We start from the raw sequence: 20,685 nt of genomic DNA on the forward strand, positions 1-20,685 counted from the left end.
TTATATCCTAGCAACCAAACTATTCCAACTAAATGACCTCATATTAGATTCTCTTGATTGAAATGGCGTTTCGCATCTTTTTCAAACTTTCTTGGCCGTCCTCATCCCTAGCAATCATTACATTTATATATAGGGAATCGAGGATGCTAAGTTGAGCAATCCTAGAAGAGAGGGCTTCTGATCGGTAATCAGTTTCCTCAGCAACAGTGTATAGAGCAATATCTACCTTCTCACTTAAAGGGGATTTGGCAAAGTTAGAAATCCCAATCGTTTTAACACGATTTTGCTTTAATACATGGAGTACTTGAATAATGTCCTTAGTCGTTCCTGTATGTGAAATAAGGACAGCAACATCGTTTTCCGTAAGTTGGGATGCAGACATGAGCTGTATGTGGGAATCACTATTTGCATGGACGGGAATTCCGCTACGGATAAACTTGTGATACGCATCCATAGCAATGACACTTGAACCACCGCTGCCGAAAAATTCAACCCTGTTGGCATTTACGAGTGCATCGACCGCGAGCTCAAAACCACCGCCTCCTAAAAGCTGTAAGGTATCTTCTAGAGTTTTAATATTGGAGCGAAATACCTTCTCAGAAACGGTTCGAATGTCATCTCCTTCGTTAATGGTCTCATGAAGGTCTTTTATCGGTGTAACAATTTCGGAAGCAAGAGCGATTTTCATTGCCTGGTAACCTTTAAATCCAATTCTTTTGCAGAAGCGAAAAACGGTCGAATCGGCAATTCCTAGATCCTCTGCTAACTGATTAATAGAGGTGTGCACGATTTTTTTTGGATGCTTCAATATATAATCGGCAATCATTTTTTCTTTATCACTAAATTTCGCATAATGGGTCTTGATACGTGCTAAACAATATTGGTTATCGTGATTCATGTTGAATCTCCTTATAATTAATCATTTGATAAGACATATTATAAATGAAATTTTTTTTCATTTAAACATTGCACATGAAAATTTTTTTTGTATAATTAGTCATATCGGAAAATTTTTTTCTTCAAGGAGGAACTTATGAATATTGGTATCATCGGTCTGGGAAAAATGGGATATAACTTAGCCCTTAATCTTAAGGACCATAATCATGAAGTAACAGCTTTTGATAAAGATCTTGATGCAGTTGAAAGAATAAAAGGGGAAGGCATCACGGGTGTTGCGTCAATTGAGGAGCTCGTTCAAAATCTGCCTAAACCGCGTGTCGTTTGGTTGATGGTTCCCGCAGGTAATATCACAGAAATGGTTATTGAAGAAGCATCTAAATCTCTAGAAGCCGGAGATATTTTAATTGATGGAGGAAATTCCAATTATAAAGATTCGGTTCGTCGTGCTGAACAATTGGCCGAAAAGGGAATTTATTTCTTTGATTGCGGAACAAGTGGTGGTACGGAAGGGGCACGTCACGGTGTTTGCATAATGATTGGTGGAGACGCGGAAGTATTTAAATCCATCGAGCCATTTTTTAAAGATATTGCAGTAGAAAACGGCTATTTATATTCAGGTAAGAGCGGAAGCGGTCATTTCCTAAAAATGGTTCATAATGGAATTGAGTACGGAATGATGCAAGCAATCGCCGAAGGTTTTGAAATCCTGGATAAGAGTCAGTTTGATTATGACTATGAAAAAGTTGCCAAGGTGTGGAATAACGGTTCTGTCATTCGTTCTTGGTTAATGGAGCTAATTGAAAATGCATTTTCAAAAGATGCTAATCTATCCGGTTTAAAAGGGGTTATGCATTCTTCCGGAGAAGGGAAATGGACGGTCGAAACGGCTCTTGATCTGCAAGCTGCAGCACCTGTCATTACAATGTCATTATTAATGCGTTATCGCTCTTTAGAGGAAGATACTTTCTCTGGTAAAGTGGTTGCAGCATTAAGAAATGAATTTGGCGGACATGCTGTAGAGAAAAACTAATCCAACTAAACAGTTCTATAATGATATTAAAGAATAGATTAATTTTGTTGGTTCTAATGGATGAACAAATAATAAAACCGAGGAAGCGGCCACGAATTTGCCACTTCCTTTCTCGTTACTATCAGGAGGTATAAAATGGGGCAGCGCAAATACATGATTGGCGTGGACATCGGGACTACTAGTACAAAAGCAGTCTTGTTTACAAGAAAAGGTGATGTTGTTGCTCACCACTCTGAAGGGTATCCTTTACATACACCAAATCCCTCGACGGCTGAACAAAGTCCGGAGGAGATATTTAAAGCCGTATTAAATTCAATTAAGGGTTGTATGATGAAGAGTGAAGTGAACGCTTCAGAGATTATCTGCGTTTCATTTAGCTCGGCCATGCATAGCGTTATTGCTGTTGATGGGGAAGGGAATCTTTTGACTAACAGCATTACCTGGGCTGATAACCGCAGTTCCAAGTGGGCAGAGAAGATTAAGGATGAGTGGGGCGGACACGAGATTTACTTACGGACGGGCACCCCGATTCACCCTATGTCACCGCTTTCCAAACTTGTCTGGCTAAAGAATGAACATCAGGAATTGTTTCATCAGGCGGCAAAATTCATCTCTATAAAAGAATACATTTTCTATAAGTTATTTGGTGAGTTTGTTATTGACTACTCCATTGCCTCAGCGACGGGGATGTTTAACCTTGTTGATCTTACTTGGGATGAACAGGCGCTTGAGATTGCTGGTGTAAGTGGAGATAAACTCTCCAAACCTGTGCCGACAACATATATCCTCAAAGGATTAAAAAATGAGTACCACAGGCAAACTGGTCTTGATGGGGATATTCCATTTGTCATTGGCGCAAGTGACGGCGTGCTTTCTAACCTAGGTGTGAATGCGATTGAACCAGGTGTTGTTGCGGTAACGATTGGGACTAGTGGAGCCATTAGAGCGGTTACGGATAAACCAGTTACTGATCCAAAGGGAAGACTCTTCTGCTATGCTTTAACAGAAAAACATTGGGTTCTAGGTGGACCGGTGAATAATGGTGGGATGATTTTTCGCTGGGTACGTGATGAGCTTGCTGCCTCAGAAGTAGAAACAGCAAAACGTCTTGGGATCGATGCATACGATGTTTTAACAAAAATTGCTTCGAAAGTAAATCCTGGGGCAGATGGGTTGATCTTTCATCCATATATGGCTGGAGAAAGGGCACCGTTATGGGATGCAAATGCCCGTGGGTCGTTCTTTGGTCTAGGGATGCACCATAAGAAAGAGCATATGGTTCGTGCTGTCCTTGAAGGAATTAACTATAATTTATACACTGTTTTACAAGCACTGTCAGAATTAACCGGTGAACCAAAGCGAATTCAAGCAACTGGTGGATTTGCTCGTTCTGAGTTGTGGAGACAGCTGATGGCGGATATATTTAACCAAGAAGTGATTGTACCAGAAAGCTATGAAAGCTCGTGTTTAGGGGCAGTTATTTTAGGACTATACGCGCTTGGAGAAGTGGATGATTTATCAGTCGTATCCGAAATGGTCGGTGCTACCTATAGCCACCAGCCAAATGAGGTAAACGCACTAGTTTACCAAGAGTTGCTGCCAATTTATAGTCGACTATCGAGCCTTTACCAAAAAGAGTATGCAAGCATTGCAGACTTTCAACGTAAGCATTTAGGTTAGAGAGAGTCAATCCGAAAAAAATCGACAGGTCGCCTGTCGATTTTTTTCGGAACTCTTTTAAAGGATATTGTTAAATTTGCTGAGCAGGCCTGTTTTTCAGGACTCCCAATAATTAATAAATAGCTTTGATATGAGCGAAAGAGTTTTATTTTTATTATAGACAAGATAAAAATAGCGCTCTTCATTAAATCCTTCAATTCGATATTTTTTTATGAGCTGATTTGTACTATATTCATCCGCTGCAATTTCTGAAATTATCGCAATCCCAATGCCCTCTTTAACGAATTGTGTGAGGCTTTGACCTGAGTCTGTATAGGCAATGATATTTAGTTGATCCTTTGGTATATTATTTTTCTTCAAAAGTCTCTCTAAAAGGGCGTTGGTCCCAGAATCCGAATTTCGCATTACAAAGGGATAATTCAAGAGCTCATGAATGCTTACAGGTTCTTCTAAGACAATGTCATTAGATGTGATGAGAACGAGATGTTCTTTTAAAAGTGGGATGTAATGAAGTTTGTCATTTTCATATTTCTCTCCGAGGATCCCAACATCGACTGTTCCGTTTAATACTTTTTCAGCAGTAACCTTAGAAGACGCTTCGCTGATATGGAAGGTCACTAATGGATATTCCTCTCTGAACTGTTTAATCATCTGGGGAATGATAAACTGGCCTGGGACAGAACTAGCCCCAACCCGGATAACACCTCGAAACTCTGTCATCCCTTCACTTAAGTCAAGTAATGCTTGGTCTTTGAGTAAGAGTAATTGTTGTGCCCAATCATAAAGTCTCTCGCCATGGGGGGTAAGTTGGCTTTCTCTCCCGACCCGATCAAATAGTTTAACACTTAGGCTTTTCTCTAATGCATTAATATGGGAACTCACTGTCGATTGACTGAGAAACACCTCTTCAGCCGCTTTAGAAAAACTTTTATTCTCTACTACTTTTGTAAAAACATATAATTGATGTAAATCCACTAACGTAAACCCCCATTGATAAAAACGATTTAACATAATAGAAAAGATAGATAAAATGTTGTATAAGCTATAGAATACCATTTTATCCAAACAAAGATAAAGATAATGAATTCAATCCAATGAGCTGATTCATTGGTAATCAAGACAAGAATTAAGCTAAAATATGGAATGGAAGACTATAAAACCAATGAAAGCTGGGATGGTCGTGTGTTTAATCCTATTTGCTTTTAAAGTGCATCCTACTCATAAGCTTATCGTTGCTGCGAATCGAGATGAATCTTATTCAAGACCAACTGCAGCGGCAGAGTTCTGGAAGGATGCCCCAAATACACTCGCCGGTCGGGATTTGGAAAAGATGGGGACATGGATGGGGATAACGACTTCGGGGCGTTTTGCCGCTCTGACAAACTATAGAGACCCTATGGAAAGTACTAAGGGGAAGCGTTCTCGTGGAAACTTGGTAGCAGATTTTCTAAACGGGGATGAACCTCCCGAGGAGTTTATGAAAAGAGTGGCTGATGATGGGAATTTATACCCAGGGTATAACCTATTAACAGGTACTTCGAATGAACTCTACTATTACTCAAATATCGGAAAAGAGGTTCAAATGTTACAGCCTGGTATCTATGGATTAAGTAATCATTTATTAAATACTGATTGGCCAAAGGTAAAAGTAGGGAAGACTGGGCTGGAAAGGATTGTAAGAAAAGACACCCAAGCAAATGATGGGAAAGAAAAAATTGTAAAGCAGCTTTTTGATCTCCTCCAAACCTCTGACCCCGCACCTGATGAACAATTGCCGAATACTGGTGTAGGTCTGGACCTTGAGAGAATGCTTTCCCCGATGTTTATTAAGAGTGATGGCTACGGTACAAGATGCTCTACTGTATGTTTGGCGGGAAGTAATGAACTTTATTACGCAGAAAGAACATATTTTGATAGTGGGATTAGTGATCGAAATTATACAATTAAGCTTTAGGTTAAGTTGTTTTCGTAAGATGCCCCTTTATTGAGTAATCAGCTATATAAAATAAGGGGAAAATTTCCCGTTAAATGCAGATTAGAGCTCGTTTGGGGGTAAATAAGGGGAGTTTTTCCGCTTATACAAAGAAAAATTCCTGTTTTCACGTTTTTTGGGTCAAATAAGCGGAATATCTCCCTCTATTTATGCTATTTTCAATGCCATTTGAAAAATAAGGGGAAATTCTCCCCTTATTTATCAAATCAAAGTGCCTAACTTGTTCGGCAAACCGATAAGAACCAACTCTCACGGTCCCATATCTCTTGTTTCATAATTGGTGGCTGTTTTCTATATATTAATAACGGTGACTTTAGTATTACCTTAAATAGCAACGAGTTTGAGAAAACAGCTTTTATAAGATGAGTGGAAAAAGCTTTTGTCTAGATGGCTCTATGACTAAGCGCCTCGGAGTATTCCGCAGTTAAATTTTTAAAGATGGTCCTCACTGGCAGAATTTCTTTAATTTCACTTACGCGAGCTCCAGCAAATACGAGCCCATTTTCAACATCACCGTTCATAGATTTAAGGAGCGAGTCCAATGTACAGAAGCGGTAGGAACAATTTTTTAAGCAATCTTGGCATTTTGTAATCCTTAATTTATCTGAGTTTAAAAGTAAGTCTGTAAACTGGTTGGAAATAGCCCTTCCACTTAAACCTACAGTTGTCTTGATTAGCTGCATATCCTCTTCACATGCATCAACGTATTTTTGTTTAAATGCTAGAGGAGCATCACACTCTTCGCTGGCAACAAATCTCGTCCCCATCTGTACTCCCGATGCCCCCATTTCAATAGCTTTAGCAATGTCAGCTCCATGGAGGATTCCTCCTGCAGCGATTACTGGGATTTTAACAGCCTCGACAACTTCCGGCAAGATGTCAAATAGAGGCCTGTCTGTACCAAGATGCCCTCCCGCCTCAAATCCTTCGACGACAACAGCTGCAGCGCCAAGCCGTTCGGAAATTCTTGCTAATTTTGCGGATGAGACGATTGAAAGAACGGGAATACCGGCCTGTTTTCCCCATGCATACATATCTCTTGAAATGCCAGCACCTGAAATAATAAAATCAATTTTCTCTTCTAGAGCTGCTTTCATTTTCTCGGCAAAATCATTCATCGCAAATAAGACATTCACACCAATGTATCCCGTTTCATTGGTCAGTTCTCTTGCTCGTCTAATCTGGCTCCGCATCTCGTCAACAGAAATACCAGTACCTGAGATAATGCCAATCCCACCTGCATTCGCAACGGCTGAGGCAAGGTTACTCAGCGAGATCCCGACTCCCATTCCTCCCTGAATAATCGGATATTCTGCAATCATATTGGCTATTTTTAGTTGTGGAAACATTAATTTACATCCCCCGTTTCATTAGTAACTTTCGATATACATTTGAAGTTTACCACTCAAGAGGGGAAATGGATGTGACTTTTGTTACCTGGTCATAAAACTTTATAATAAAACCAATTACTAAGTTAGGATAAACAAAACGCGAGGGGAAAAGTCCCTCGCGTTTACAAAAGTTTTTAAAAGTTAAAATTATCTGGATCTGCTCCAGTACGTTCATTTTGATTTAAAGCACTTATTTGGTTCATATCTTCCGTTGAAAGTTCAAAATCAAAGATATCAGCGTTTTCAATGATTCGTTCCTCTTTAACTGATTTTGGGATCGTGACAACGCCATTTTGTAAATCCCAACGTAAGATGATTTGTGCTGGAGTTTTTTTGTGTTTATCGGCAAGTGCCACAATTGTTGAATTATCTTGTAGCTGTCCTCTTTTCAGAGGTGCCCAGGCTTCAAGTTGAATTCCTTCTTGTTTACAAAAAGTATTAAGTTCTTCTTGAGTAAGACTTGGGTGATATTCGACCTGGTTGACCATAGGTTTAATTTCGGCTGTGCTGATTAAATCTTGCAAATGGTGGATTTGAAAATTACTTACGCCAATTGCACGAATTCTCCCGTCTTTATAAAGCTTTTCAAGTGCTTTCCATGTGTCTTTATATTTTCCAGCTACAGGCCAGTGAATAAGATATAGATCGACGTAGTCAAGCCCAAGCTTCTCGATACTGGTTTCAAAAGCTTGGATTGTGGAAGCGTATCCTTGATCATTATTCCAGACCTTTGTTGTAATAAAAAGATCTTCACGGGGAACTTCAGACTCTCTTATAGCCTTTCCAACGCCTTCTTCATTCTGATAGAGTGAAGCCGTGTCGACACTTCTATATCCATGGTGTAGGGCGGATTTGACAGCATTGATTACCTCTTGTCCTTCCTCGGCTTTGTACACCCCAAGTCCAAACCAAGGCATTTTCACTCCATTATGTAAGATGGTAGTATCTTGAAGATTTTTAGGCATCCTTTATTCCTCCTATTTATAATAATTTCTATTCTATTTTCTCATAATATACAAAAGCCCTAAAGGAAAGGATAAGATTTTATGAATAGGGTAAAATATTGTATTATCATTTATAATATTAGTGAAAATATTCATAGTTTTAGGTGGATATTTCAGATATGATGTTTGTAGCGGAAGAGTCAAATGAAATTTAGCAATGGTTAAAAATAGAATGAACTCTTTAATCGTCTATAACAGGAGGCATTATGACACAAAAAAATGAAATTGCATGGGTAACAGACAGTACGGCTACACTTCCGGAAGAATTTGTGAAAAATAACCATGTTTATGTGGTTCCTTTGAGCATCCTTTTTGGGGAAGAATCCTTTCTCGAAGGAGTTGATATAACGGCTGAAAGTTTCTATCAGAAGCTAGCAGCTTCTAAAGTCTTACCTAAGACCTCCCAGCCTGCTATCGGGGAATTTGTTGAGCTATATGAAAAGCTAAAACAGAATTATAAACATGCCATTGCGGTTCATGCTTCTAGTGCTTTAACTGGAACGTATCAGGCCTCAGTTGCTGCTTCAAGTATGGTTGAGTATGAGGTTGATGTTATTGATTCTAAAATTGGGTCCTATCCGTTAGGGAAAATGATTATTGATGGCGTCAATATGCAAAAACAAGGCAAGTCTTATAATGAAATTGTTGATTATCTGCGTACCTTACCAGATAAGGCGAGGTTAATTATGTCACCAGGAAGCCTCGAACAACTTCATAAGGGGGGACGACTCTCCACGACTCAAGCGTTTATAGGAAGCCTAATTAAGTTGAAGTTAATCGTCCAGTTTGATGATGGGAAGGTTGTCCTTTTTGACAAGATTAGAACAGAGCGGAAGGTTAAGGAAAGATTATTCCAGATCTTTGATGAAGCCTCCCATTTGATTGAGGAAGCAAGCGTTATTCATGCAAATATTCAGGAAACGGCAGATGAATGGGTAACAGAGCTTCAGGGTAGATATCCGCAGATTCAATTCACGACTACAATGTTCAGCCCTGTTCCAGGAACACATACAGGCCAAGGAACCATTGGATTTGCTTGGATAAATAAATAAATCATCACTATAGGCAATAGGCAAAGGCAGCACTATGAATGAGTGCTGCCTTTATTATTTGGCTGTGTTAAAGTATACGTTTATTTTACAAACTGTTGATTGGAGTGGAAGGCGCTTGACTCCTGCAGGAGCAGCGGGACAGGTGAGACCCCACAGGAGCGCAGCGACGAGGAGGCTCACCTCCCGCCCCGCGGAAAGCAAGCGCCTGGAGCGCATATCAACATCCTTGTTTAACAGAGCCTATAAAAAAATAAAATAACCAATAAAGATTAAACCTAGTACATAAATTATAGGATGAACTTCCTTCCATTTGCCTGATGCGGTCATTCCCAGTGGATATAAGATAAAAGCTAAAGCGATACCCGTTGCAATGCTGTATGTTAGGGGCATCATGATAATTGTAATGAATGAAGAGATGATGACCGTGAAGTTACTCCAGCTAATTTTGCTGATTTCTGATGCCATCAATGCACCGACGATAATCAATGCCGGAGCTGTAACCTCGGGGGTGACAACTGACAGGATTGGCGAGAAAAATAATGCGACTGCAAAACAACCTGCTATTACCACAGAGGTGAATCCTGTACGTCCGCCGACAGAGATTCCTGCGGAAGACTCGACTACACATGCAGTTGTCGAAGTTCCCATTACACCCCCAGCGACTGCGGCTGTGGCATCTGCTAGCAATGCCCGTCCAGCATTCGGAATTTCATTGTTTTTCATTAAACCAGCCTGACTAGCAATTGCAATTAAAGCACCGGCAGTATCAAAAAGAGCTACAAACAGGAAGGTAAAAATGACAGCCAAGATTTCTAGTGAAAAGATATCACCAATATGGGTGAAAACCACCCCAAATGTTGGCGCCAAGCTTGGTACTTCCCCAATAATTGCCTCAGGCTTGTCGATTTGTCCAGCTAGGATTCCAACAATAGTGGTTATGACCATTGAGTAGAAAATCCCTCCTGAAACATTACGGACCATTAAAATAACTGCTAAGGTAAACCCAAATAAAGCCAAAACAGTCCCCGGAGAAGTCAAATCCCCAATTGAAACAAAGGTTGCATCACTTTGAACAATAATTCCGGCATTTTTGAAACCAATGAAAGCAACGAAAAAGCCAATTCCAGCTGCAATAGCGTATTTTAAATCAGAGGGAATAATATTAATTATTTTTTCGCGAATCTTTAAAAGGCTGAGGATCATAAAAAGGATGCCTGCAACAAATACTCCAGTGAGTGCAATCTCCCATTTTATGCCCATGCCAATACAGACGGAAAATGTGAAAAATGAATTCAGTCCCATGCTTGGGGCGATACCGATTGGAAAGTTTGCGAGAAGTCCGATTAATAATGAACCAATAATGGCGGAGATAGCAGTGGCAGTAAAGACAGCGCCCCTGTCCATTCCCGCTTGGCTAAGAATCATGGGATTTACAACTAAAATATAGGCAATTGAGAGAAAGGTGGTGATTCCTGCCATCGTTTCTGTGCGATAGTTTGTGTTGCGCTGTTCAAATTGGAAAAAGTACTTCATGATAACCTCCGTTAATATTGGATTCTTTCATTTTGTAGCCGCTATCTCATATACAAAAAGCCCTGGAAGCAATTGCTTCCAGGGCTACATAGGGAAAAATAACGTCATGTAAATAGACGAGTTTCTTTCCCTGTAGTCATGCATTTTACGGAAGCATGGTAGAAACGTTCAAGCCATATTCTTGAACATATACAAGGTACTAAGTATTTTAGAATAATACTAGAAATAGTATCAGGGTTTAATATAAAGGTCAATTCTATTTTAAAAAGTCTTTTAATTCGGTTTTTTCTTTGTACCCTAAAAAAACGCTGGCCCCAACAATTAAAGGAGGTTCCAGCGTTTTTTTCTCTTTCCGAGGGTTGATTAGGTTTCTTCGGTTAGCAGTTCTAATATTGATGGGACGGCTGATTGTAGGCTAGGCGCTTTTCGGTCAGCAGCTGTATCTTCGTCACCAATAAAAACCGTTTTACATCCAGCCTTTTTCCCTGCTTCAATATCTCGCTCGTGATCGCCTACCATGACACTGTCTTTAAGGGATATATCATGTTTTTCCGCAAGCTCTAATAACATTCCTGCATTTGGCTTTCGGCACTCACAACCTGCTTTAGGTTTATGTGGACAATATGCTACCTCCTTAATATGGCCTCCGTGACGTTTGACGATTTTTATCAAATGGTCATGAATTTTTTTTAAGTCCTTTTCTTTTAAGAAGCCAAGACCTACGCCACCTTGGTTTGTCACTACATATATGTCAAACCCAGAATGACTTAGTTCTGCTACAGCCTCTGCGGCACCCTCTAATAAGTAAAGGTCACCAGGTTGATTGACAAATTTCACTCTGGAAGTAAGTACTTCATTTAAAACTCCATCTCGATCAAGAAATATGGCTTTGTTCATAATGACTCTCCTTTCGAGGGTAAGCTTTTTAACATGATAACTTTTATTTAACGATATTAATTGGAGTCAGTAAATTCGTTAGGACCTTCTACTTTCTCAGCTTTCTGATGTCTAGAAACATATTTGTTTCCGGTAATCCAAAACCGCCAAGGCAGGTCTACGGCGTCACCCGAGTTGTCTATACCAATCCTTTTGCCGACAGAGAGGCTGTTAATTTTAAAACCCGAGGCGATATAAAGTGGTGGTTGAGTAAGTGTATGCCCATAGTCCTCCATTGTGATGTCCATGGCTTTTGTCAGTTTTCCAGGGCCATTCGTGAGGTGTACCCCATGCTGTTTGGGCCTTCGAATTTGCATCAGTTCAGTCCCGATGACAGGTTCTAAAGCCCTAATTAAGACGGCTTCAGGATTTCCTTCCCCTCCACTAACTACATTAAAGAGGCAATGAGTATGCATCAAGTAAGTGTAAGCTAAAGCAGAGTGGTGAAACATAATTTCCGTTCTGTTCGTTCTGCGATTATTGTAACTGTGAGCAGCTTGATCATAGGGACCAATATAAGCCTCCGTTTCAACAATATAGCCAGCTGTAACCCCATCAAATGTTTCTTTGACTAATAGACAACCGAGGAGAGACCTGGCAAGGGAAAGGGTTGGTTGTTCGAAAAAAGATTGGTCCAATGGTGTGAGATTCATCCTTCGCTCCTTCGTTTGTATTGAATAAAAGGAGATAAGCTTCTTGTCTCATAGGAGTATTATGTCGTTACTCACCGTTTTTTTATTATGGAACGATTTAAAATCTGTAAATAGTCCCTCATCCAATCAACAAAAAAACCGCCATTGGCGGTTTTTACAAGGCCCTTTGAAAGGGGGAAGTTAATTATCGTTAGTGTGGTAAAAATGCAAGCTGATAAAAGAATAGAACAGCAAATATATAGAGCAACGGATGAACTTGGCGCCCTTTTCCCTTAACTAGTTTTAACAAAGGATATGAAATAAAACCGAGGGCAATACCCGTTGCGATGCTTGATGTAAGTGGCATACTAAGAACGATAAGAAAAGCGGGAAAGGCTTCTTCTAATTCATTCCAACGGACTTCTGCAATACTCCCCATCATCAAACTCCCTACAATGATTAAAGCTGGTGCAGTGATAGCTGATAATCCAGAAACCGCTCCAACAAGAGGACCAAAGAATGCAGATAAGATGAACAAAACAGCTACTGTAAGTGCTGTTAACCCTGTGCGGCCACCTGCTGCAACCCCGGAAGAGGATTCAATATAGGCAGTTGTGGGACTAGTACCAAACATGGCCCCTACACCAGTCGCAATTGAGTCTGAAAGTAATGCATGTTTAGCACGTGGGAGGGTCTTCCCTTTCATCAACCCGGCTTGGTGAGCAACACCAATCATCGTTCCCGTTGTATCAAAAATGGTAACAAGAATAAATGAAAACACAACAGCATACAAGCTATGCGAAATGACCTCTCCAAAGGCGGTAAAGGGATTAAAGACAATTAGCCCCTCAGGTAGAGTAGGGAGGGATACAAAACCCTGTTCAAAAGAAAGATGTCCTGTAAAAAAGGCAATGAATCCCGTAGCAATCATTCCTAGAAATAATGCTCCATTAACATTTAAGACCATTAGAATAAGAGTTATGGCAAGGCCCACTAACGCAAGGACAGCTGAAGGTGAATGTAAATCTCCAAGTGCAACAAGATTTGTTGGGTGAGAAGTAACGATTCCAGTTAAACGTAACCCGATAAAAGCAATAAAAAGTCCAATGCCGGCAGTAATTCCATGTTTTAGAGTGTCTGGGATTGCTTCGATTAATTTTTCACGAAACGTTGTTAAGCTCAAAATAATAAACAAAAGTCCCGCGATAAAAACAGCTGCAAATGCCGTTTCGTAAGATATATTATTCCCCCCGACAACGGAATAGGCAAAGTAAGCATTCAGCCCCATTCCAGGTGCGATAGCAATAGGGTAGTTAGCAAATAAAGCCATCCATAAAGTTCCGATAACAGCTGCAATAATGGTAGCTGTAAAAACTTGATCAAAAGGTACCCCTGCATCGGCAAGTATGACCGGATTCACGACGACAATATAGACCATTGTAAAAAAAGTTGTAATACCAGCTAAAATCTCCGTCTTCACAGTTGTATTGTGCTCTAAAAGTTTAAACATAAAGGCCTCCAAAATACGAACATTATTTAACGCAAGTTATATATTATTCGCTTTTACGGATTTTTTCAAGAGGATTATCGGTTTTTTTATAATTTTTTTGCAGTTCGAATGTTGATTGGATTGTAAAGGGGTGCAGAAACTTATCAGACTTTACACGTTAAAAATGATTCTTTAGTAGATGAACAAGCCCATTTTTAAAAAAGTACAGCGGGGAAGTTTAGGACAAATTTTATGGGGGAAGAAAAAAAGCACAGAACAAAAAAAGGATTATAAACTTTAAAATACCGGTGGAATACCGTTCATATAGATTGAGCGATTGCCTATTAGGGCAATCGCTTTATAAATTTATAACAAGAATTAGTAAGTTTTTCTTGTTATTAAAATGAGTAAAATGGGTTTATCTTTCACATACTTTTGGTTAAGGGATGTTTATATCCTGTAGCAGGTGGTAAAGGTACAGACATGCCATCGATTAAGATAACTTCAATACAAAAAGGAGGATCATTGATGCTTAGTTTTCTGTGGTCATTAATCATTGGAGGTATTATCGGTTGGTTAGCTGGACTTATCATGGGGAGAGACATCCCAGGTGGGGTCATAGGTAATATTATCGCTGGTTTCATTGGTGCTTGGCTTGGACAGGCTATTCTAGGCGCTTGGGGACCAATAGTTGGCGGCTTTGCCATTGTTCCAGCTTTAATTGGGGCAATAGCCATTGTATTCATTGTCAGTCTTGTACTAAGAGGTATGAGAAGGACCAGCAAAGAGTAACCTTAATTATCTAACCTTTCAGCGCGGATGGTATGTTTAGCGCTTTTAGCTTAATAAAATGGATAAATCCTTCCGGAAACGGAAGGATTTTTTCATTTTATGACTGTCGGGGCTGTTCAAGGCGCTTTCGCTTTTGTTCTTCCTACATATTGAACGGGTCAATCTGTTTAAATACCGGGGGGCTATCGAGAAAGGGGGCATGACATGTCACAATTTCTCCAGTAAAGGGGTGAGGGATATCCATTTTGACAGCATGAAGAGCTTGACGTGAAAAGGCATCACTTCCACCGTATAGCAAATCGCCTGACAAAGGATGGTTGATATCACTTAAATGAACACGGATTTGATGTGTCCGGCCAGTATCAAGATTACATTTGATTAGGGTTTTATTTTCATTTTTTAAATATTTTATTACTTCATAATGAGTGATTGCAGGTTGCCCAGTGTTGGAGACTCTTCGTCTTACTGGATGGTGACGGTCTTTACCAATTGGTTTATTTATGGTTCCTTTTTTCTTAGCGATGATCCCGTCGGTGATTGCAAGGTACGTGCGTTTGATTTTTCGTTCTTCAAGCAGTCTGTCCAAAATTGCGGCAGCTAGGGGCGTTTTAGCAAAGAGAACAGCACCTGTAGTGTCTCGATCAAGTCTGTGAATATGTCTTGGCTTCAAATTTTCCCCGTTTGCTTGTAAGTGAAAGGCAGCCGCATTTAAGAGTGTATTCTCCTGTTGTAATTCGTTAGGATGTGTATCCATGCCGGCAGGCTTATTCAAGACTAGGATATGTTCATCCTCAAATAAAACGTCAACATCCTGATAGAACGGGATACCTTCAAATTTCTCATGTTGAAAGATATTTAGCTGTAATTTTTCCCCCGCAACCAGTAATCGGTCCCAATTAGGGATTTCCCCATTGATGAGTAATTTTTTCTCCATTCTTATGGTATGAATTAGTTTTTTTGGAGCCTTCCATACATTCCTCAGCAAATCATCGATCGTGAAAGCCGACCAGCTGTCAGGGACTATAATTTCGTACCATTGTCCTTTTTTGCTTGTTTTGATCATACAAGTTTTCCCTTTCCTTTTTCCAATTTTGGTTACTTTTTATGATATAAGCCTTTGTTCCCTCAACCTTTGCCAGACATGGGTTTCCTTGTCAACTTTTACCGTTGCTATGGTCATAATTACCACCCTATCATAACTTGGTTCTATGTTATTCTTATTGTATCTTAACAGAGAAAAAGCAGTTTTAAAGGTGGGTTCATCATTGAAGATTGTATTTGCATCAACTCCAGGTCAAGTTGAGAAAGTCGAAGAACTTGTCCAATATTTTTACTCGAATGTTTTGCCATTGTATTTTACTGATGAGGACATTATGGAATTTGAAAAGTATAAGGTCTTACGCACGACAAAAGAACAATTTGAAAAATTTGATACTCTTGGGGACGCATTCCGTGTCATTACTAGTTTACAGACGATTATTTCGATATTAGAATCCCGTAACCTTTCAGAGCGGTATTCACCTTTGTTTCATAAAAATGCGAAGATTTTAAGTGAGTTCGGAATTTACTTTCCATTCCAATTCAATCAATTTCATGATGGATTCCCTGATCAACAACAAGTAGATTATATTAGTATGTACTCAAAAGCAGCTAACAGTCTGTTAGTTTAAAGAAGTGTTTATACAAACAGGCTTATTTTTGAACTAAACAATTATTATTACAACACCTAAACACGACATTATAGAAGTCGTGTTTTTTGTTGTCGGTTTTAATGTCCTTTCACAGACTCGGATTTTGTCAAAAGAAAACGGTTTTGGTTAATTTAGAGAATATAATATAATAGAACAATGATGTCAATTTTATTGGAGGGCAAGAAATGATACAAGAGTGGAAAGCGAAAGCTGAAAAATGGTTTCAATTTAGTGGGCTCGATGAGGAACTTAAAAATGAGCTGGACAAATTATTAGATAATGAAAAGGGCCTTGAAGAGGCATTTTATAAAGACTTGGAATTCGGTACAGGGGGTATGCGGGGAGAAATTGGTGTTGGTACAAACCGAATGAATATGTACACAATTAGAAAAGCTACTGCGGGGTTGGCATCGTATATTGAGGAAAGTGGTAGCGAAGCAATGAAACGCGGGGTTGTTATTGCATATGATTCCAGACATAAATCTCCAGAGTTTGCAATGGAAGCAGCAAAAACTTTAGCCTCAAGGGGAATACATACATACGTTTTTGAAGAGCTACGCCCTACACCGGTTTTAAGTTTTGCCGTGCGGCACCTTCAGGCTTATGCAGGGATTGTTATTACAGCCAGTCATAACCCACCTGAGTACAATGGTTTTAAGGTATATGGATTGGATGGGGGTCAATTAACACCAGACGTTGCTGATAAAATTATTGCTCGAGTAAACGAAATCGAAAATGAATTGAATTTAGAAGTGGCAGATGAAGAAGGATTAAAAGAGCAGGGCTTGATTCAGATGGTTGGTGAAAAAGTAGATAATGCCTACCTCGAGATGCTTTTATCCATTTCAGAAAATCCGACCCTGGCTGATAAAACGGATGTGAAGATTGTCTTTACGCCGCTTCATGGAACAGCAAATCTACCAGTCCGAAAAGGATTGGCTGCCATGAACTATAAAAATGTAACCGTAGTAAAGGAGCAGGAGCATCCTGACCCCGAATTTTCAACGGTAAAAAGCCCGAATCCAGAGGAACATGCTGCTTTTGAACTTGCGATTAGGGACGGGAAAGAAGTAAATGCCGATATCTTAATAGGTACAGATCCCGATGCAGATCGTCTTGGGATTGCTGTTAAGAATGAAGAAGGAGAATATACCGTACTTACTGGAAACCAGACAGGAGCCCTTCTCCTTCATTATATTTTGACCGAAAAGCAAAAAAAGGGAACACTTCCAGCGAATGGACTGGTGTTGAAAACCATTGTTACCTCCGAATTAGGTAGAAGTATTGCTACCTCCTTTAACCTAGATACAATGGATGTACTGACCGGGTTTAAATTCATTGCGGAAAAAATTAATCAATACGAACAAACGAATGAATATAAATTTTTATTCGGATATGAGGAAAGTTACGGTTATCTAATTGGAGACTTTGCTCGAGATAAAGATGCCGTTCAAGCAGCAGTTCTAGCAGTAGAAGTATGTGCCTTTTATAAGGATAAAGGAATATCTATCTATGACGCATTGTTAAATATTTATGCGGAATATGGGTATTATCAAGAGGGACTGCGTTCATTAACATTAAAAGGGAAAGAAGGAGCAGAGTTGATTCAAAAAACCCTAGCAGCTTTCCGGAATGAACCATTAAAGAGTATAGACGGCTTGAAAGTAACTGTCGTGGAAGATTATTTAACAGGTGTAAGAACAAAGGCTGACGGTTCAGATGAAACCATCGATTTACCTAAATCTAATGTGATAAAATACTTCCTTGGGGACGGGTCCTGGGTGTGTCTTCGCCCATCAGGCACTGAACCGAAAATAAAGTTTTACTTTGGAGTTAGCAGTTCTAGCCTCTCTGCAAGCAAACAAAAGCTAGAGGAACTGGAAAATAACTTTATGTCCATTGTAAATGAAAAAATGGAACTGGCTAAAAATAATTAGAACACAATTGAAATTTAATGAACGGCACCTCTAGATAAGAGGTGCCGTTTTGGGTTGGTGGAATTCAATTTCTTTTTCATTATTTGCTGTTCAAGGTTAGTTCTTCTATTTCAGGCTCGGTTATCTCATTAGCATGGTCGATATAACGAAGCAGTGAGTATAGATGTTGCTCTATGACGGTATAGTCCTTTTCAAAATTATAAGCATGTAGAAAATGCTCAATCTTTTTAGAAAGGAACTGATCCTGCGTTCTAACCATAAGGATTAGTAAATTGTCCCACTCCGAACGGTGTGTATAGTAAAGTGCACGGTCATAATCCACTTTATTCATTTGAACATTCCTCCTTACGAGGACTTGATTTTATTATATGGAGTCAATTGAAAAATCCACAGAGAAAAACTTGGTCTTGTTGATAAATGGGGCTTTTCAATATCTGCCTGTATAAATTTTAAGGAAGCTAGGGGACAATTTATAGGAAATAATGTTTCCAACTGTTGAAAAGTCACCTTTTCGGGTGATTTTTCAGAACTTTCTTTATATAGACTTTGATGCTCGCTCATCTTTCAGACTTTTTATTCATACATTGAATATAAGAAGTGAAAGGGGGAGAGTCGGGTGTCAGATGACAATAAATCTTTGGAGTATGCCATATCTGAGATCACTGAGATCGCCCGTGGTTTCGGTTTAGATTTTTACCCGATGAGATATGAGGTTTGTCCGGCTGATATCATTTATACTTTTGGTGCATACGGGATGCCGACACGTTTTTCGCACTGGAGTTTTGGGAAGCAATACCATAAAATGAAGCTTCATTATGACTTAGGGTTGTCAAAAATTTATGAATTAGTTATCAATTCAGATCCATGTTACGCCTTTTTACTTGATTCAAACTCACTCATCCAAAATAAGTTGATTGTTGCACACGTGCTGGCTCATTGTGACTTCTTTAAAAACAATGTCCGTTTTCAAAATACAAAACGGGACATGGTTGAAAGCATGGCCGCTACGGCAGAGAGAATCAGGAGCTATGAAATTGAGCATGGGAAACAAGAAGTGGAAGATTTTTTAGATGCTGTGCTTGCAATCGAGGAACATATTGATCCATCCTTAATGAGACCCAAATTAAGTTGGACGTTAGATGATGCTGATATGGAAGAAGAAAGCATAATCGAGACCCCATATGATGATCTTTGGAGTCTGGAAGACAAAAAAAATCCGGTGAATAAAAAGGTTAAAAAACGTAGAAAGCTACCTCCTCAACCTGAAAAAGATTTGCTCCTCTTTATTGAAAGTTATAGCCGGGAACTGACGGATTGGCAACGGGATATTCTAACAATGATGAGAGAAGAAATGCTGTATTTTTGGCCCCAGTTAGAAACGAAGATTATGAATGAAGGCTGGGCATCTTATTGGCATCAAAGAATTCTTAGGGAATTAGATTTGACCCCAGGCGAAGCGATTGAATTTGCGAAATTGAATGCGGGAGTCGTACAGCCTTCTAAGACGAGCATAAATCCTTATTACCTCGGTTTAAAAATTATCGAGGATATTGAAGACCGATATGACAATCCGACTAAGGAAATGTTGGAACGTGGAGTAAAGCCGGGATCTGGTCGTGAAAAAATATTCGAAGTTCGGGAGATTGAATCCGATATCTCCTTCTTGAGAAATTATTTAACGAAAGACCTTGTTATGCGGGAAGATATGTATTTGTTCCAAAAACAAGGGAAGGATTATAAAATTGTTGATAAGGAATGGGAACAAGTTAGGGATCAATTAGTTAGTATGAGAGTGAACGGGGGCTTTCCTTACTTAACCGTTGTTGATGGCGATTATGATAGAAATGGTGAACTCTATCTAAAACATGGGTACGAAGGTATTGAATTGGATATCAAATACCTTGAAAAAGTGCTACCGTATGTTCACCAACTCTGGGGAAGAAAGATTCACTTGGAAACAATTGTTGAGGATCGGGATATGTTATTTACCTATGACGGGAAAGGTATCCACAGAAAATACCTTTAATAACTTTTCGGGGAACTTTATAAGGCAGTTTAGATAGGTCCCTCTCAATTAGTACGCCATGACATGTTCATGGCGTATTTTTGTTGGGTCATCCAGAATTTTTGCGCCATGACGGGTTCTAGTGCAATTTTATATTCAGCAACGCTAGTTTACCCTAGATAACTTATATCTTTTAGGTTGTTAAGAATATATAAGTAAGTTATTATATAAGTAAATTCTTATATATGGATGGAGGGATGAAAATGAGAGAAACTTCATTGGAAGAGGCATCACTGATACTGAAATTACTTAGCGATAAAACTAGGCTTTCAATGGTGGGTTTATTGTCTAAAAATGATTGTTGTGTATGTGAGTTTGTTGAAATCTTCAAGATGTCCCAGCCTGCTATAAGTCAGCATCTGCGCAAATTAAAGGATGCAGGGCTAGTCACAGAAAGACGAAGTGGCCAATGGATTATCTATTCCCTCAATCATCAAAATGTATTTTACCCTCTAGTGAGGGATGTCTTAAATCATATTCCTGACCAAGGAGAAAAATTAGTATGGTTAGAGAAGCAAGGTTTAAGAATTTCATGTGATTAAACTGGAGGCGTGATTTAT

Annotated in this window: 19 protein-coding genes and 1 riboswitch; of the genes, 9 read left to right on the plus strand and 10 right to left on the minus strand. The window is 39.4% G+C overall.

The window, feature by feature from the left end:
* Positions 1 to 43 precede the first annotated feature (43 nt).
* Positions 44 to 898, minus strand: coding sequence for a MurR/RpiR family transcriptional regulator (locus tag BMX30_RS13205; RefSeq protein WP_090746324.1), 855 nt, complete (start codon positions 896 to 898; stop codon positions 44 to 46).
* Between the two features lie 135 nt (positions 899 to 1,033).
* Between BMX30_RS13205 and gnd the strand changes: the two genes are divergently transcribed.
* Together gnd and gntK are read left to right on the plus strand one after the other, a co-directional pair.
* A complete protein-coding gene (gnd, locus tag BMX30_RS13210) occupies positions 1,034 to 1,930 on the plus strand; it encodes a phosphogluconate dehydrogenase (NAD(+)-dependent, decarboxylating) (protein ID WP_090746327.1) in 897 nt (298 codons plus the stop codon).
* A gap of 135 nt (positions 1,931 to 2,065) precedes the next feature.
* Complete coding sequence (gene gntK / locus BMX30_RS13215) at positions 2,066 to 3,610, plus strand: gluconokinase (RefSeq protein WP_090746330.1); 1,545 nt, start codon at positions 2,066 to 2,068, stop codon at positions 3,608 to 3,610.
* 96 nt (positions 3,611 to 3,706) lie between these two features.
* Here gntK and BMX30_RS13220 read toward each other — a convergent pair whose 3' ends face one another.
* Positions 3,707 to 4,585, minus strand: a complete 879-nt coding sequence (locus BMX30_RS13220; RefSeq protein ID WP_090746333.1) for a selenium metabolism-associated LysR family transcriptional regulator — start codon at positions 4,583 to 4,585, stop codon at positions 3,707 to 3,709.
* A 187-nt stretch (positions 4,586 to 4,772) separates the two neighbouring features.
* Between BMX30_RS13220 and BMX30_RS13225 the strand changes: the two genes are divergently transcribed.
* Positions 4,773 to 5,564 (plus strand): NRDE family protein, encoded by a 792-nt coding sequence (locus tag BMX30_RS13225; RefSeq protein WP_342028074.1) that lies wholly within the window; start codon positions 4,773 to 4,775, stop codon positions 5,562 to 5,564.
* A gap of 422 nt (positions 5,565 to 5,986) precedes the next feature.
* Here the strand turns inward: BMX30_RS13225 and BMX30_RS13230 are convergent, their stop codons facing one another.
* A complete protein-coding gene (locus tag BMX30_RS13230; protein ID WP_090746336.1) occupies positions 5,987 to 6,952 on the minus strand; it encodes an NAD(P)H-dependent flavin oxidoreductase in 966 nt (321 codons plus the stop codon).
* 176 nt (positions 6,953 to 7,128) lie between these two features.
* Positions 7,129 to 7,959: an aldo/keto reductase gene (locus BMX30_RS13235; protein ID WP_090746339.1), complete on the minus strand. Its 831-nt coding sequence runs from the start codon at positions 7,957 to 7,959 to the stop codon at positions 7,129 to 7,131.
* A 245-nt stretch (positions 7,960 to 8,204) separates the two neighbouring features.
* Between BMX30_RS13235 and BMX30_RS13240 the strand changes: the two genes are divergently transcribed.
* A complete protein-coding gene (locus BMX30_RS13240; protein ID WP_090746342.1) occupies positions 8,205 to 9,050 on the plus strand; it encodes a DegV family protein in 846 nt (281 codons plus the stop codon).
* Positions 9,051 to 9,290: 240 nt separating this feature from the next.
* Here the strand turns inward: BMX30_RS13240 and BMX30_RS13245 are convergent, their stop codons facing one another.
* The 4 genes from BMX30_RS13245 to BMX30_RS13260 all read right to left on the minus strand — a co-directional run bounded on the left by BMX30_RS13245 (position 9,291) and on the right by BMX30_RS13260 (position 13,661).
* On the minus strand, positions 9,291 to 10,583 hold the full coding sequence (locus tag BMX30_RS13245; RefSeq protein WP_090746345.1) for an NCS2 family permease: 1,293 nt from the start codon (positions 10,581 to 10,583) through the stop codon (positions 9,291 to 9,293).
* A gap of 113 nt (positions 10,584 to 10,696) precedes the next feature.
* Positions 10,697 to 10,798: riboswitch (purine riboswitch) on the minus strand.
* Positions 10,799 to 10,946: 148 nt separating this feature from the next.
* Positions 10,947 to 11,480 (minus strand): D-glycero-alpha-D-manno-heptose-1,7-bisphosphate 7-phosphatase, encoded by a 534-nt coding sequence (locus BMX30_RS13250; RefSeq protein ID WP_090746348.1) that lies wholly within the window; start codon positions 11,478 to 11,480, stop codon positions 10,947 to 10,949.
* Positions 11,481 to 11,536: 56 nt separating this feature from the next.
* The gene (locus BMX30_RS13255) at positions 11,537 to 12,172 is read right to left on the minus strand and encodes a DNA-3-methyladenine glycosylase (protein WP_090746351.1); all 636 of its coding nucleotides are present in this window, start codon (positions 12,170 to 12,172) and stop codon (positions 11,537 to 11,539) included.
* Between the two features lie 190 nt (positions 12,173 to 12,362).
* A complete protein-coding gene (locus BMX30_RS13260) occupies positions 12,363 to 13,661 on the minus strand; it encodes an NCS2 family permease (protein WP_090746354.1) in 1,299 nt (432 codons plus the stop codon).
* A 507-nt stretch (positions 13,662 to 14,168) separates the two neighbouring features.
* Here BMX30_RS13260 and BMX30_RS13265 point away from each other — a divergent pair.
* A complete protein-coding gene (locus tag BMX30_RS13265) occupies positions 14,169 to 14,432 on the plus strand; it encodes a GlsB/YeaQ/YmgE family stress response membrane protein (protein ID WP_090746356.1) in 264 nt (87 codons plus the stop codon).
* A gap of 142 nt (positions 14,433 to 14,574) precedes the next feature.
* Here the strand turns inward: BMX30_RS13265 and BMX30_RS13270 are convergent, their stop codons facing one another.
* A complete protein-coding gene (locus tag BMX30_RS13270) occupies positions 14,575 to 15,495 on the minus strand; it encodes an RluA family pseudouridine synthase (RefSeq protein WP_090746359.1) in 921 nt (306 codons plus the stop codon).
* A 202-nt stretch (positions 15,496 to 15,697) separates the two neighbouring features.
* On the opposite strand from BMX30_RS13270, the gene BMX30_RS13275 reads away from it, so the two are divergent.
* Positions 15,698 to 16,102, plus strand: coding sequence for a YhcU family protein (locus BMX30_RS13275; RefSeq protein ID WP_090746362.1), 405 nt, complete (start codon positions 15,698 to 15,700; stop codon positions 16,100 to 16,102).
* A gap of 206 nt (positions 16,103 to 16,308) precedes the next feature.
* Positions 16,309 to 18,060 carry a phospho-sugar mutase gene (locus tag BMX30_RS13280; protein ID WP_090746365.1) on the plus strand — a complete coding sequence of 584 codons (1,752 nt, stop codon included), beginning with the start codon at positions 16,309 to 16,311 and terminating at the stop codon, positions 18,058 to 18,060.
* 79 nt (positions 18,061 to 18,139) lie between these two features.
* On the opposite strand, the gene BMX30_RS13285 is transcribed toward BMX30_RS13280, so the two are convergent.
* Complete coding sequence (locus tag BMX30_RS13285) at positions 18,140 to 18,391, minus strand: YhdB family protein (RefSeq protein WP_090746368.1); 252 nt, start codon at positions 18,389 to 18,391, stop codon at positions 18,140 to 18,142.
* A 285-nt stretch (positions 18,392 to 18,676) separates the two neighbouring features.
* Between BMX30_RS13285 and BMX30_RS13290 the strand changes: the two genes are divergently transcribed.
* Both BMX30_RS13290 and BMX30_RS13295 read left to right on the plus strand, forming a co-directional pair.
* Positions 18,677 to 20,086: a SpoVR family protein gene (locus BMX30_RS13290; RefSeq protein ID WP_090746370.1), complete on the plus strand. Its 1,410-nt coding sequence runs from the start codon at positions 18,677 to 18,679 to the stop codon at positions 20,084 to 20,086.
* 236 nt (positions 20,087 to 20,322) lie between these two features.
* The gene (locus BMX30_RS13295; RefSeq protein ID WP_090746373.1) at positions 20,323 to 20,667 is read left to right on the plus strand and encodes an ArsR/SmtB family transcription factor; all 345 of its coding nucleotides are present in this window, start codon (positions 20,323 to 20,325) and stop codon (positions 20,665 to 20,667) included.
* The last annotated feature ends 18 nt before the right edge of the window (positions 20,668 to 20,685 follow it).

It is taken from the genome of Mesobacillus persicus (assembly GCF_900109925.1).
Classification (GTDB): Bacteria; Bacillota; Bacilli; order Bacillales; family Cytobacillaceae; genus Mesobacillus_B; species Mesobacillus_B persicus.

What these genes read in the sequence shown, in the direction of transcription:
- BMX30_RS13250 (WP_090746348.1), bottom strand. Translation starts at nt 11,480, where the DNA reads ATGAACAAAGCCATATTTCTTGATCGAGATGGAGTTTTAAATGAAGTA.
- BMX30_RS13240 (WP_090746342.1), top strand. Translation starts at nt 8,205, where the DNA reads ATGACACAAAAAAATGAAATTGCATGGGTAACAGACAGTACGGCTACA.
- BMX30_RS13205 (WP_090746324.1), bottom strand. Translation starts at nt 898, where the DNA reads ATGAATCACGATAACCAATATTGTTTAGCACGTATCAAGACCCATTAT.
- gnd (WP_090746327.1), top strand. Translation starts at nt 1,034, where the DNA reads ATGAATATTGGTATCATCGGTCTGGGAAAAATGGGATATAACTTAGCC.
- BMX30_RS13260 (WP_090746354.1), bottom strand. Translation starts at nt 13,661, where the DNA reads ATGTTTAAACTTTTAGAGCACAATACAACTGTGAAGACGGAGATTTTA.
- BMX30_RS13265 (WP_090746356.1), top strand. Translation starts at nt 14,169, where the DNA reads ATGCTTAGTTTTCTGTGGTCATTAATCATTGGAGGTATTATCGGTTGG.
- BMX30_RS13230 (WP_090746336.1), bottom strand. Translation starts at nt 6,952, where the DNA reads ATGTTTCCACAACTAAAAATAGCCAATATGATTGCAGAATATCCGATT.
- BMX30_RS13285 (WP_090746368.1), bottom strand. Translation starts at nt 18,391, where the DNA reads ATGAATAAAGTGGATTATGACCGTGCACTTTACTATACACACCGTTCG.
- gntK (WP_090746330.1), top strand. Translation starts at nt 2,066, where the DNA reads ATGGGGCAGCGCAAATACATGATTGGCGTGGACATCGGGACTACTAGT.
- BMX30_RS13225 (WP_342028074.1), top strand. Translation starts at nt 4,773, where the DNA reads ATGAAAGCTGGGATGGTCGTGTGTTTAATCCTATTTGCTTTTAAAGTG.
- BMX30_RS13295 (WP_090746373.1), top strand. Translation starts at nt 20,323, where the DNA reads ATGAAAATGAGAGAAACTTCATTGGAAGAGGCATCACTGATACTGAAA.
- BMX30_RS13280 (WP_090746365.1), top strand. Translation starts at nt 16,309, where the DNA reads ATGATACAAGAGTGGAAAGCGAAAGCTGAAAAATGGTTTCAATTTAGT.
- BMX30_RS13235 (WP_090746339.1), bottom strand. Translation starts at nt 7,959, where the DNA reads ATGCCTAAAAATCTTCAAGATACTACCATCTTACATAATGGAGTGAAA.
- BMX30_RS13270 (WP_090746359.1), bottom strand. Translation starts at nt 15,495, where the DNA reads ATGATCAAAACAAGCAAAAAAGGACAATGGTACGAAATTATAGTCCCT.
- BMX30_RS13245 (WP_090746345.1), bottom strand. Translation starts at nt 10,583, where the DNA reads ATGAAGTACTTTTTCCAATTTGAACAGCGCAACACAAACTATCGCACA.
- BMX30_RS13255 (WP_090746351.1), bottom strand. Translation starts at nt 12,172, where the DNA reads ATGAATCTCACACCATTGGACCAATCTTTTTTCGAACAACCAACCCTT.